This is a genomic window from Rhodococcus sp. SG20037 (assembly GCF_031763325.1).
Taxonomy (GTDB): Bacteria; Actinomycetota; Actinomycetes; order Mycobacteriales; family Mycobacteriaceae; genus Rhodococcus_F; species Rhodococcus_F qingshengii.
The window spans coordinates 4,296,151-4,309,121 of record NZ_CP134497.1; the positions used below are offsets into that span (position 1 = coordinate 4,296,151).

Here is a 12,971-nt window from a genome sequence, read left to right on the forward strand (position 1 = left end):
TCGGGGGCGACAGATACACAGCTGGATCAGAATCGGAAGGCATCCCATTACAGAATCTCCCGCTCCGCACGACATCTACTTCGTACCTCCGGAGCAGGACAGCCCCAATCCTGTGGAGCCGGCGTCGGCCGCGTCACGCGCACGGATGGGCGAGCTACCCGAGACCGTCCGATTCAAGAATCGTTTTGCCCTCGCGATCACGACCACCACGCCGCTCGAAGCGATGGTCGAAGATCTCCTCTTCATCCGCGACATCCTCGACGCCGCAGGAATCGAGTATCTACTCGTCCGCGGAAACGACGAGCGCCCGGTCATCGCGGTCAGCTGGACGGAACGCAAGAACCTGCGGCAGGCACTTGTCGAGGGATGCGCAAACGCACCCTTCTATTCCAAAACCGTCGACGCGAAGAAGAGTCCAGCGCTCCTTGTCGCGGACGGTGCCCTGTCGAAAACCAACAAGTCACGGATCTTCCGCTTGTTCCGTCCGAGGGTTCACGTCGCAAGCGGTATGAACTACGGCGCGAACATCGGCGTTCAGATCGAATTGTGGTCGATTTCCGACGAAGAAATCGTCCTACCCGTCGAGAACTCACTGACACGACGAACCGTCCTCCCCGAAGAAGCTGTCCGAGGAACCGTCGAGCGATTCGGCCGGATCTGGCCGACCATCGAGAACATGTTCGCCGATCATGCCTCCGATATCAGCTTCGATATCGATCTTGTCTTTTCCTGGGTCGACGGTTCTTCCAAAGAGTTTCAGGCTCAGCGCGCCAAGCGCATGCAGAACTACATCGTCGGCGAGGGCGACGAATCAGAGGCGCGCTTCCGTCAGATCGACGAGCTCAAATACGCACTTAGATCTATCCACATGTACGCGCCGTGGATCCGGCGGATCTTCGTCGCAACCGATTCCGATCGTCCGGACTGGCTTGCCGACGATCCGCGAGTCACGTTCATGCCCAGCGAAAAGTTCTTCGCCGATCCAAGTGTGTTGCCCACCCACAATTCTCAAGCTGTCGAGTGCCAGCTGCACCATATTCCGGGTCTGGCAGAGCATTTCCTCTACTCCAATGACGACATGTTCTTCGGTCGCCCCGTCGGCCCTGACATGTTCTTCTCCCCCGGTGGGATCAGCATGTTCATCGAGGCCGACACCAGAATCGGATTGGGACACAACGACAACGACCGCAGCGGGTTCGAGAATGCGGCCCGCGTCAACCGCCGTCTGCTGCAGGACCGCTTCGGTCTGATGACCACCAGACATCTGGAGCACGCAGCGACGCCACTACGCAAGAGCGTGATGGCCGAGATGGAACGCGAGTTCGCCGAAGACTTCGCGGCCACTGCAGCAAGCACCTTCCGCGCGAGTTCCAATATCTCGGTGACCAATTCGCTGTACCACTACTACACGCTCATGAGTGGACGGTCGGTGGTGCAGAAGTCCGCCGCCGTCAAATACGTCGACACGACGGTCAAGGCCGGTTTGCGCGACATGGACTCACTGCTCGCCAAGCGCTCCATGGACTTCTTCTGCCTCAACGACGGCAGCGCTCCGGAGATCGATCTGGAACTTCGGACACGCAAGATCACTGAGTTCCTGGAGAGCTACTACCCCATCCCGGCGCCCTGGGAAGCCTAGACGAAACAAGGGCCCAGCCGATTTCGGCTGGGCCCTCGCCACTTCGGTCGATCAGCGTGCTGTCACATGCTCCCGTTGCACCGGAATGGGCAGACCGAGATTGTCACGCAACGTCGTTCCTTCGTAGTCACTGCGGAGAACACCTCGATCCTGCAGCAGCGGCACCACGTCGTCGACGAACTCGTCGAGGCCGGTCGGCACAAGGTGCGACCCGAGGATGAACCCATCCGAACCGTCGTTGCTGACAAACGAATCTATTTTCTCGGCAACCTGCTGCGGTGTACCGACGATCGGTCCACGCTCGAACTGATCGATCACCACTTCGCGCAGATTCAACTTCTTGCTCTCCGCTACCGCGCGCAGTTTTGCGACGGTCGCGAAACGATCTTGGTGAATGAAGGCGCGGCCCTGGATGATCGGCGGAGCCTCGGGATCCGGAGCGATATCGGGTAGTGGTCCTTCGGGGTCGTACTTCGACAGATCGAGATTCCAGATCTGTTCGAGCAGAACCAAAGCGGTCTGGCCGGTGACCTGCTGGTCGCGAATCTCTCGGTACTTCTCGATCGCATCTGCCTCCGAGGTGCCGAGAACAAAACTCGCCGACGGCAGGATCTTGATGTCACCCGGGTCACGTCCGGCCGCAACGGCACGTGCTTTGATATCGCGATAGAAATCGGCCGCCTCGGGCAACTGACCGTACGGTGAGAAGATCGCGTCGGCATTGCCGGCAGCAAAATCGCGCCCCTGCGGCGACACCCCGGCCTGCAGAATAACCGGGCGCCCTTGCGGGCTACGCGGCACTGTGAATCGGCCGTTCACGTCGAAATGCGATCCATGAAAAGCGAATTCACCGGCATCCGGTCGCGCGAGAAAGCGCCCTGATGCCTTGTCGGCCACGATGTCGTCGCTTCGCCACGAATCCCAGAGTTCACGCACCAGCGCTACGGTCTCCTCCGCACGCTCGTATCGTTGCGCGCGGTCAAGGTATCCGCCGCGGCGAAAGTTCTGGCCGGTGAATGCGTCGAACGAGGTGACGACGTTCCAGGCGGCACGTCCTCCGGACAACTGATCGAGCGTCGCGAATTGGCGGGCCAGTTCATACGGCTCGTTGAACGTGGCATTGATAGTGCCGGCCAATCCGAGGTGTTCGGTTACCGCCGCCAACGATGCAAGGACCGTGAAGGTGTCCGGCCTACCGATGATGTCCTGATCGAAAATCTGTCCCGCACGCTCACGAAGGGCAAGGCCTTCGGCGAGGAAGAAGAAGTCGAACTTCCCACGCTCGGCGGTTCGAGCGGTGTGTTCGAAGGAATCGAACTCGATCTGGCTGCCCGCCTGCGGATCCCACCATGCAGTGTGATGGTTGACGCCGCCGAGGTAGGCACCCAGGATGACCTGCTTACGCTTCTGAGAACTCATGAAAATGTATTCCTCGTCTGTCAGGCGGCCGGAGTACCGGCGGCGTAGCGGTTGGGAACGTCGATGGGTAGGCCAAGCAGTCCGCGAAGATTCGTCTGCGGATACTCGGTGCGGAATACGTTGCGTCGCTGCAATTCAGGTACCAGCTCACCTGCGATCGCGTCGAGGTCGTCCACGACGACGCCCGGCCGCAACCGGAAGCCGTCGATTCCCAACTGCTGCCACCGGAGCAGAAGATCTGCCAACTCAGCCGCGGTGCCGGTGAAGGTCAGCGCGTCCGAACGGTATTCGGCGCCGGCCTGCGCGTCGAGGCGAGCGAGCCGTTCCTTTCCGGTTTCTTCCGGAGCATCGAAGAATACGACGATGTCGGTGAAGACCCGAAGCGGTTCGCCGGTGCGCTGCACGTGTTCTTCGGCTGCTCGCACTTCACCCAGGATTGCCGTGACCTGCTCGTCGTCGAACGGCGTCACGAACACCAGATCGGCCGTCCGCGCCGCCAGCTCGTACGCGACCCGCTGATGTGCCAATGCGGTGACGACGGGATGCCCCTGCGGCGGGCGCGGAGTCACCGACGGTCCACGGACCGAGAGGTACTTTCCCTCGAAGTCGATGTAGTGCAACTTGTCTCGGTCGATGAACCGGCGCTGCTCCACGTCGCGGATCTCGGCGCCGTCCTCCCAGCTGTCCCAGAGTCGCCGGATTACGTCAGCTGCCTCCGCAGCTTCGTCGAACAGGTCGCGCACGAAGTCCGGGAGGACGCCTGAAACGATCGACTGACGGTCGGCATCGGTGAGCGCGGGGATGTCGCGACGCCCGAACTGTGCTGCCTCGGATTCCGACGCCGACACCTTCACCTGCCACCCGGCGCGACCGCGCGAGGTGTAATCCAGCGTGGCAACGGCTTTGGACACGTGGAACGGCTCGGTGTGAATGGTGGTGATGGTCGGGATCAATCCGATGTTGCTCGTGATCGGTGCCAGTCGGGCGGCCACGAGATGCGCGTCGAGCCGAGCGCGCACCCGGTCAACCGCGTCGTCGACGGGCGCGAGTGGGTCCGCAGGAACCGAGAGACTGTCCTCGATGGTGACGAAATCGAGCAGACCACGCTCGGCGGTCGTCACCACGTCAGTCCAATACGACGCGCTGAACAGCTCACTCGGGCGCGAGTGCGGCTCTCGCCAGGCTGCAGGGTGCCAACCGGCACCGTCCAGCGCTACGGCGAGATGCAACGGAGCAAGATGAGAGGAGGGGGTGGAGGTCATCGGCGCATACTCCTGTTCGAGAACTACTCGGGAGCGCACAGTGCCGACCGCAGAAACCGTCAGCACCCGACTGACGGTTCTCGTGGCGACTGCCGCTTGCGACACGCACCGCGCGTATCGCCAGGTGTGATTCCGGGGCACCCCATCGGCATGAAGGGTTGCCGTCCAGCTAGCCGGTCCTTGTTGCTGGAGCTCTGCACCTACCTCGACGGTAGTGAGTACGCGACCGCCCGGCAATCACCCAGAACTGCGCGTGGGTGTCGGAAACCGCCTGCCACCTCAGATGATCGAACGTGCCGCCTTTTCGCTCTCGAGGATTCGAATGCCGGCAGCGCTGAGCCTCCGGGCACCCTCGGCCGCGTCGACGGGCTCACCGACCGTCACGTGCGCGCCGAGTGGAACGACCGAATGAACAATTGTCTCGTCGTACACGTGCACCAGATTGCACCCCTGAGCCCCGTCACGACCACGCTGACCACCGACTTCCACGTTCAAGTCCTGGGTGTAACACGTCGACGACGCCACGGAAACCGGAATGCCGGCGAACGTCGCCGTCGTCGAATAGTGCAGGTGCCCGGCAAGAATCGCCCGGACGTCGCTGCCACGCAAGACGTCTGCCAACCGGGACTGATCGCGCAACTCCACCAGAACCGCGAGATCCTGAATACACGGAACAGGCGGATGATGCAGCGCCAGAATTGTTCCGTCGGGCGCCGGCACCGCCAATTCTGCTCGTAGCCAATCCAATTGGACATCCGTTATCTCACCGTAGTGATGCCCGGGAACCGACGAATCCAGGGTGATCACCCGCAGTCCGTCAAGGTCGTAGACGTTGTCGACGGGATGATCGGTGGCGTCCTCGCCCAACAGCAGAGATCTGAACGTAGGGCGGTCGTCGTGGTTGCCCATCGCCCAGACGACCTGCGCATCGATCTCGGCCGCCACGGGTTCCACGATGGCTTTCAATTCCGCGTATGCGTCGGGGTGTCCCTGGTCGGTCAGGTCGCCGGTGAATATCAGTGCATCCGGGCGTGCGCCCGAGGCCACGATCCCGCTGAGAACTTCCCGCAATCTCGTCGACGCATCCACGGCGTCGTACAACTCCCCCTGAGCCACCAGATGCGTGTCACTGAGGTGCACCAGGAAATGCTTCGGACGCGGGTACTCGGCATTCCGAACGCTCATCGGTCTCTCGCTTCCGCTTGCCGACGCGTAGGCGCCGGTGCGGCACCTACTGATCGTCGAGACTAGTCAACCGACCAACAGTGACTGATCGGGGCACACCCGACGAACACGAAGCGAACTCCCGCGGCGACCCTCGGGATCGAGTAGTTGAAGCTGCGAGTAGTGTGTGGACAGTGTTGTTCCTGACCAGTCGGCGTTACGTCGACCTTCGCCTGCAGGCGAGCGCAATGTGTACGCGCTCGCTCTGACCTGACGCGTACCAGGAAACATTTCTTCGAATCTGCCCGGCCTCTGGTGCCGCGCTGCGTTTCGCTCCCTTGATTTTCGAAAGGCATAGTCATGCCCAGCTCCACCTCCACCGGCGTGCCGGAAAAGTCCACGTCCCGTTTTCCGTCCTGGGCGACGGCATTCGGACCGCAGATCGTCGCCGGTCTCGTACTCGGCGTCATCATCGGTCTCGTCGCCCGGGCAATGCCTGATGCGGCCGACGGCAACGTCAACTGGTTGGTCGGCACCGTGCAGACCATCGGTTCGAGTTACGTCAAGCTGCTCACCGTTGCGGTGATCCCGCTGGTGTTCACCGCCATTGTCAGCTCCATCGCCAACCTGCGCCAGGTCGCCAATGCAGCTCGCCTGGCCGTACAGACCTTGCTCTGGTTCGCGATCACCGCTTTCATCGCTGTGATCATCGGCATCATCGTCGGCCTGATCACCGATCCCGGTTCACGGACCGACGTCGCCGCCGAAGCCGCGAAGGAACCCAAGAGTTCCGGTTCGTGGTGGGCGTTCATCACCGGACTGGTTCCGAACAACTTCCTGGGGTTGGGTGCAAAGACTTCCGTCGCCGAAGGCGTGGCGACTACATCGCTGAGCTTCAACGTCCTGCAGCTGCTCGTCATCGCCGGCGCAATCGGCATTGCTGCACTGAAGATCGGCCCCAAGGCTGCGCCGTTCCTCGAGTTCAACGCTTCGCTGCTCGCGATCGTCCAGAAGGTCCTGTGGTGGATCATTCGCCTCGCCCCAATCGGTACGGCCGCACTGATCGCCAACGCTGTCGCCACCTACGGCTGGGATGCAATCGGCTCGCTCGGCGTATTCACCGCGGCCATCTACATCGGTCTGGCCATCGTCTTCTTCGTGGTCTACCCCATCCTGATTGCCGCGCACGGCCTCTCGGTCCGAAGCTTCTTCTCCGGTGTCTGGCCTGCAACTCAACTCGGCTTCGTCTCGCGCTCGTCGATCGGCACTCTGCCTCTGACCGAACGCGTCACCGAACGCAACCTCGGTGTTCCTCGTGAGTACGCCTCGTTCGCCGTTCCGCTCGGTGCCACCACGAAGATGGACGGTTGCGCCGCAATCTATCCCGCGATCGCGGCGATCTTCGTCGCAGGCTTCTACGACGTTCCGTTGACCTTCACCGACTACCTGTTGATCGTCGTCGTTTCGGTCATCGGCTCGGCAGCAACGGCCGGAACCACCGGTGCGACAGTCATGCTCACACTCACGCTCTCCACCCTGGGTCTTCCCCTTGCCGGCGTCGGACTGCTCCTCGCAGTCGAACCGATCGTCGACATGGGCCGCACCGCAGTCAACGTCACCGGCCAGGCTCTGGTTCCGGTCATCGTCGCAAAGCGTGAGGGAATCCTCGACAAGGAGCGCTTCGACGCTCCCCGCAACGGTGATCCCTTCGCCGAGGAACTTGTCGACGCGTAACCCTCGATGACAACAGCAGCGTCCCCGCACCTGAGCAATACGTTGCGGGGACGCTGCTTTTCACCCCAGATTTCACCCTTACCGAAATAAACCATTTGGTCGTTATGACAAGTATGCTCAGCCGGCACAGCCCTCAGAAGTGGAAGGGCTGCCCAGTTGAACACGAGGTCACATGAAGCTCCGCCGTCTGGCATTCAGCGTCGCAGGTTGCGCCGCAATCACTCTGGTTGCCGCACCCGCCGCTCAGGCATCCACGGTTTTCGATTTCCTACCGATCGAGATCGCACGCATGATTCCGACTGGCTCTGCCGACGCAGTCCAGCCGTTCCTTCCCCCGGTCTTCGCACCGCCGGCGCCGCCCGCTCCGCAAGCGCCCCAGAACCAGCCGGCGCCGCAGAACACTCCCGCACCAGCGCGGTACTACCAGAACTGCACAGCCGTTCGTAATGCCGGCGCAGCTCCGTTGTACCGGGGCCAGAACGGATACGCCCCGCATCTCGACCGCGACAACGACGGCATCGCCTGCGAGTGATCCAACGCTCGGGTTGTGGTGCATCCACAACCCGAGCACTGTTGTCGAACCGTCAGACGCCCAATGCCCGGGACAGAGTCGGCCACGCCTTCGGCAGTCGTTCACGCCAATACGCCCACGCGTGCGTGCCGTTCGGCTCGTAATCCACCTGCGCCGGAATCTTCAGCTCCTGCAACCGCGCGTCGAACATCGTCGTGCAGGCGTGGGCGGCAACCTCGATGCCGCCGCCGATCACCAGACGCTCGAGCAGTTCAGGAGTCTGCAGCGTCTCGTCAGATCCGGGACGACCGTTTGCCGTCGACACGTAGATTTCCTTGCCACGCAACTTCTCTGCGTTGATCAACGAATCGTGTGCCTCCCACTCCGGGCCCCCTGGCACACCCCAGATGTTGGCCGGATCTCCGCTTCGAGAAGAAATCGTGGCCTGGATGGCAGTTCGGCCGAGCGGATCCATCGTGGAATAACAACCGCTGAACACGGCAACGCCGCGATACATGTCCGGAAAGCGTTGGGCGAGCATCATTGCACCCATCGCGCCCATGGAATTGCCGGCAATCGCGTTGATTCCGTTGGTCTCGAGTCGCGCGTCGATCAGCGGTGGCAACTCCTCGGTGATGAAGGTTTCCCACTTGTGCAGTCCCAGCCGCGGATCCGGATTCTCCCAGTCCGAGTACAGGCTCGCGATTCCGCCATTGAGCATCACGACGTTGACGTTCTTGTCGGCGAAGAACGCCGGGGCGCCGCCGATCGTCATCCATCCGCTGCTTTTCTCTCCGGCGTCGACACCCTCGAGCATGTACAGCGCTGGGCGCGGAACCGAATTGTCAGCGGGTAGCAAAATCTCGACGCCGACCTCGCGTCGAAGTGCAGGCGACGCCACCGTCAGCCTGACCGCCTGTGGTGCGGTCACCTTCTCGCCGACGATGGCCGGGACGACGATGTCGTCGCGCAGGTCCGGTTTGGGGCCCGGATCCTCCTGAAGTGGTCCCGGGATCGTCGACCCCGAGCTCACGCTTCCCTCGACGCTGCCCAGACTTCCCGAGCTTCCCGAACTACCCGAGCTTCCGGAACTCGGCGCTGCCGTCGACAGTCCGCCCAATTGCAAAGAAAGTGCACAGACGGCCAAACACACCGCACCTGTGCGCGCAGATCGAATCCACGCACGCCGCTCAGTCCTCATGAAACTCCCAAACCAGTCAAAGATGTTTCCGTGAACATACCGTGCAGTTCGGACTTTCTTGGACAAACGACCACGACAAGATCTGTCGGTCGCCGCTACTAGGCTGGCCCCCGTGCAACCGGATTCAGTCAGGGCCCTCGACCTCGACCGAATTCGCGCTGTCGTGGGCACAACCACCTACGACCGCGGACTTGTCTACCTGCGGGAGAATGCAGTCGAATCCATCGGATGGAACGACACCGCTGACATCTTGACCGGCGCTGTATCGGGAACTGCGCGAGAGCCGTACACCTGCACGATTTCGGTAAGTCGCGGCGCGGCCGGTACAGCAACGTTCACGCGTGGCCTCTGCACGTGTCCCGTGCGGATGAACTGCAAGCACGTAGTCGCGTTGGTGCTCGCAGCGGTTGCCGAGGCGAACAAGACTCCACAACACCTCGGATGGGACAGCTCGCTCGAGGAGTTGCTCCGACCAGACCTGGCCGGCCGCACTACACGTGGACTTGGCATTCAATTCACCACCCGAACCAAGGGCGCATCGACAAGGCTCATCATCAAACCCGTACAACCAGGAGCGAGAGGGTGGATCTCCGGCGGGCTCGCCTGGAACAAACTCGGAAGCACTTTTCAGTTCCCCGCAGATCACCTCCGGGTTCTACGCGACATACATCTCCTCCACAGCGCCGGCAACTACTACCGAAATCAAAATGCCGCGGAAATCGATCTTGCCGGGTTCGCGAGCCCGCAACTCTGGTCGCTTCTTCGTGAGGCCATCAGCGTCGGCGTTTCACTCGTTCACTCGAAAGCCGGCCTCGGCAACATCTCCCTACTCTACGACGCCAACATCTGCCTCGACGTCCACGGAGCGGAAGACAACAACCTCCGTCTCACTCCCCGAATTCAGACCGATGGGCACATCGTGACTCATTCCGACTGGGGACTGGTCGGCACGCCGGCACATGGCGTCTTCGCGCTCGACGCCGCCAACGCGATCACTCTCGCACCACTGCACACGCCGATAACTCACCAATTGAGGCAGTTGATCGACTCCGGAAAATCGGTCGACATACCCGCCGAGCATCGGGATGCATTCACGTCGCGGTTCGTGTTCAAACTCGGAAACCTCGCTCCCGTCATATCTTCCGACGGTGCTTACAACCCACCGACTGTGTCCGGTCCTCGGCTACAACTGATGGCCACTTACGCGGACAACCACCGCATCGACATCGAATCGGCATGGAAGTACACCGTCGATGCCGACGAACTGATCATTTCTACCGCAGACACAACCACCGACGAGTCCGAGATCCGCAACCACGTTGCCGAAGATGCCATTGCCAAGAGCCTCGGTGCGGCCGCGGCGAAGGCCACTCTCGCGGGAACTTTGACCGGCCTCGATTCCATGCAGTTCACACTCGACCTCCTGCCCCAACTCGAAGCGCACGACGCCATCGACCTCAAGGTTGCAGGAACCCCTGCCGACTACCGGCCTGCAGACGACGCTGTCGTGATCGGCCTCAGCACATCAGCCCCCGACGGGGACAGCGGATCCGACTGGTTCGACCTCGATGTCACCGTCGATGTTGCGGGACAAAGCGTTCCGTTCACAACACTGTTCTCTGCTCTGAGCAAGGGCGAGACTCACATACTGCTACCGGACGGCGCCTTCTTTCGGCTCGACGCACCTGAACTACTCGGCCTGCACCGTCTCATCACCGAAGCGCGGTCGCTACTCGATCGGCCTACCGGCAAACTCGGGATCAGCAAATTTCAGGCCGGACTGTGGGAAGAATTGACGGCGCTCGGAAGAGTCGAACATCAAGCAGCAGCATGGAAGAAGCAGATCGCAGGATTGCTCGGCAGTTCGGGCATCGATCCGGTCGAAGTCCCGGACACGTTGACGGCAACGCTACGTCCCTATCAGGTCGACGGATTCCGTTGGCTCAATTTCTTGCGCCAGCACAGCCTGGGCGGCATACTCGCCGACGACATGGGCCTGGGCAAGACACTGCAGACCCTCGCAATGATCTGCGCTGCAAGGCAATCGAATCCAGCCGCGCCTCCCTTTCTGATCGTCGCTCCCACCAGCGTGGTCTCCAACTGGAAGTCCGAAGTGGCGAAGTTCGCACCGACCCTCCACACCGCTGTCATCACGGATACTCTGCGGCGCAGAAGAACCGACCTGGCAACACTCGTCGACGGGGCGGATATCGTCGTGACGTCGTACGCTCTCTTTCGCCTCGACACCGATGCGTATTCCGCCGGCCGCTGGTCCGGACTGGTGCTCGACGAAGCCCAATTCGCCAAGAACCACAAGTCCAAGGTCCACCAGTGCGCGAGGGCGGTGAACGCACCGTTCAAACTCGCGATCACCGGTACACCCATGGAAAACAATCTCATGGAGTTGTGGTCGCTCCTCGCAATCACTGCACCAGGACTGTTTCCCAGCCCCACGACCTTCACCGACGTCTACCGCACTCCCATCGAAAAAGACGGTAATGCAGAACGATTGGCGCAACTGCGACGACGCGTCAAACCGCTGATGGTGCGGCGCACCAAGGAACAGGTGGCTGCAGACTTGCCGCCCAAGCAGGAGCAGGTACTCGAGATCGAGTTGCATCCGAGCCATCACGCGATATACGACACCCACCTGCAACGCGAACGGCAGAAGATTCTCGGACTGCTCGACGACGTCGACAAGAACCGATTCACGATCCTGCAATCGCTGACGCTGCTACGCCAACTCAGTCTCGACGTCTCGCTGGTCGACGAGGAAAGCGGACCCGTCCCATCGGCCAAGGTCGACGCTCTCGTCGAGCAATTGGACGACGTCATTGCCGGCGGACACCGTGCGTTGATCTTCAGCCAATTCACCGGGTTCCTCGGTTCTGTCCGCAACCGACTCGACGAGGAAAGAATTCCGTACAGCTATCTCGACGGTTCGACGCGCAATCGCGGTGAAGTGTTGGAGGAGTTCAAGTCTGGTGCAGTCCCCGTCTTCCTGATCAGCCTCAAGGCTGGTGGCTTCGGCCTCAATCTCACCGAGGCCGACTACTGCTTCATTCTCGACCCCTGGTGGAACCCGGCCGCCGAGGCACAAGCGGTCGACCGTACTCACCGCATCGGGCAGACACGAAACGTCATGGTCTACCGCCTCATTGCCAAAGACACCATCGAAGAGAAGGTCATGGCGCTCAAAGCCAAGAAGTCGGCATTGTTCTCGAATGTCATGGACGCCGAAGGCACACTGGGCACCGGACTCGACGCCGAGGATCTTCGCGCGCTGTTCGAGTGAGGTGCCTATTCGGTCGAACCGCACCTACCCGCTCACGGTAATGTGAGTCGCGAACGGACAACACAGAACTCCCGAACGAAGAAATCCACTTCGTTCGAACGAGAGGAACCTGAATGGGCGTCACACTTGCCAAGGGCGGCAACGTATCTCTGTCGAAGGCCGCACCCAATCTGACCAAGGTCGCAGTCGGTCTCGGCTGGGATGCACGCAGCACCAGTGGTGCCGACTTCGACCTCGACGCCAGCGCGTTGGTCACCGGCCCGGAACGCAAGGTCCTTTCCGACCTTCACTTCGTCTTCTACAACAACCTTCGCTCGCCCGACGGATCCATCGAGCACACCGGCGACAACCTCACCGGTGAAGGTGACGGCGACGACGAGGTCATCAACGTCGACCTCCCGGCTGTACCGCCCAACGTCACCAACATCTTCTTCCCCGTCTCGATTCACGACGCCGATGCGCGACTCCAGTCCTTCGGACAGGTCACCAACGCCTACATCCGCGTCGTAGATCTGTCGAACGGCTCCGAACTGGCACGCTACGACCTCTCCGAAGATGCATCCACCGAGACAGCCATGCTTTTCGGTGAGCTCTACCGCCACAATGGCGAATGGAAGTTCCGTGCAGTCGGACAGGGATACGCATCGGGACTAGCCGGAATCGCCCGCGACTACGGCGTGAACATCTGATCTCTATCGGTAAACTAAACGGGGTTCGATTCGGCATTGCCGGATCGAACCCCGTTT

The 12,971-nt window shown here is 61.3% G+C and carries 9 protein-coding genes and 1 riboswitch; of the genes, 5 read left to right on the top strand and 4 right to left on the bottom strand.

Features of this window, described 5'->3' with window-relative positions; all coding sequences use genetic code 11:
* The first annotated feature begins 145 nt into the window (after positions 1–145).
* On the top strand, positions 146–1,639 hold the full coding sequence (locus tag RHP72_RS19560; RefSeq protein ID WP_020970156.1) for a stealth family protein: 1,494 nt from the start codon (positions 146–148) through the stop codon (positions 1,637–1,639).
* Between the two features lie 51 nt (positions 1,640–1,690).
* Here the strand turns inward: RHP72_RS19560 and RHP72_RS19565 are convergent, their stop codons facing one another.
* From RHP72_RS19565 to RHP72_RS19575, 3 genes are all read right to left on the bottom strand, one after another.
* Positions 1,691–3,058: an NtaA/DmoA family FMN-dependent monooxygenase gene (locus RHP72_RS19565; protein WP_007729254.1), complete on the bottom strand. Its 1,368-nt coding sequence runs from the start codon at positions 3,056–3,058 to the stop codon at positions 1,691–1,693.
* Positions 3,059–3,078: 20 nt separating this feature from the next.
* Positions 3,079–4,425, bottom strand: a complete 1,347-nt coding sequence (locus RHP72_RS19570) for an LLM class flavin-dependent oxidoreductase (protein WP_172403524.1) — start codon at positions 4,423–4,425, stop codon at positions 3,079–3,081.
* Positions 4,408–4,521: riboswitch (SAM riboswitch) on the bottom strand. It overlaps the preceding gene by 18 nt.
* Before the next feature lie 78 nt (positions 4,522–4,599).
* Entirely contained in the window at positions 4,600–5,505 is a 906-nt protein-coding gene (locus tag RHP72_RS19575; RefSeq protein ID WP_083059554.1) for a phosphodiesterase, read from the bottom strand.
* 339 nt (positions 5,506–5,844) lie between these two features.
* On the opposite strand from RHP72_RS19575, the gene RHP72_RS19580 reads away from it, so the two are divergent.
* Together RHP72_RS19580 and RHP72_RS19585 are read left to right on the top strand one after the other, a co-directional pair.
* Entirely contained in the window at positions 5,845–7,218 is a 1,374-nt protein-coding gene (locus RHP72_RS19580; RefSeq protein WP_003940669.1) for a dicarboxylate/amino acid:cation symporter, read from the top strand.
* 172 nt (positions 7,219–7,390) lie between these two features.
* Positions 7,391–7,750, top strand: coding sequence for an excalibur calcium-binding domain-containing protein (locus RHP72_RS19585; RefSeq protein ID WP_003940648.1), 360 nt, complete (start codon positions 7,391–7,393; stop codon positions 7,748–7,750).
* 52 nt (positions 7,751–7,802) lie between these two features.
* On the opposite strand, the gene RHP72_RS19590 is transcribed toward RHP72_RS19585, so the two are convergent.
* A complete protein-coding gene (locus RHP72_RS19590; RefSeq protein ID WP_311093719.1) occupies positions 7,803–8,930 on the bottom strand; it encodes an alpha/beta hydrolase family protein in 1,128 nt (375 codons plus the stop codon).
* Positions 8,931–9,042: 112 nt separating this feature from the next.
* Here RHP72_RS19590 and RHP72_RS19595 point away from each other — a divergent pair, with 112 nt between their 5' ends.
* A complete protein-coding gene (locus RHP72_RS19595; RefSeq protein WP_311093721.1) occupies positions 9,043–12,225 on the top strand; it encodes a DEAD/DEAH box helicase in 3,183 nt (1,060 codons plus the stop codon).
* 113 nt (positions 12,226–12,338) lie between these two features.
* Positions 12,339–12,914: a TerD family protein gene (locus RHP72_RS19600; protein ID WP_003940660.1), complete on the top strand. Its 576-nt coding sequence runs from the start codon at positions 12,339–12,341 to the stop codon at positions 12,912–12,914.
* The last annotated feature ends 57 nt before the right edge of the window (positions 12,915–12,971 follow it).

Excerpts from the sequence above, each read along its gene's own strand:
- RHP72_RS19580 (WP_003940669.1), top strand. The coding sequence starts at position 5,845 with ATGCCCAGCTCCACCTCCACCGGCGTGCCGGAAAAGTCCACGTCCCGT.
- RHP72_RS19600 (WP_003940660.1), top strand. The coding sequence starts at position 12,339 with ATGGGCGTCACACTTGCCAAGGGCGGCAACGTATCTCTGTCGAAGGCC.
- RHP72_RS19560 (WP_020970156.1), top strand. The coding sequence starts at position 146 with ATGGGCGAGCTACCCGAGACCGTCCGATTCAAGAATCGTTTTGCCCTC.
- RHP72_RS19565 (WP_007729254.1), bottom strand. The coding sequence starts at position 3,058 with ATGAGTTCTCAGAAGCGTAAGCAGGTCATCCTGGGTGCCTACCTCGGC.
- RHP72_RS19590 (WP_311093719.1), bottom strand. The coding sequence starts at position 8,930 with ATGAGGACTGAGCGGCGTGCGTGGATTCGATCTGCGCGCACAGGTGCG.
- RHP72_RS19585 (WP_003940648.1), top strand. The coding sequence starts at position 7,391 with ATGAAGCTCCGCCGTCTGGCATTCAGCGTCGCAGGTTGCGCCGCAATC.
- RHP72_RS19575 (WP_083059554.1), bottom strand. The coding sequence starts at position 5,505 with ATGAGCGTTCGGAATGCCGAGTACCCGCGTCCGAAGCATTTCCTGGTG.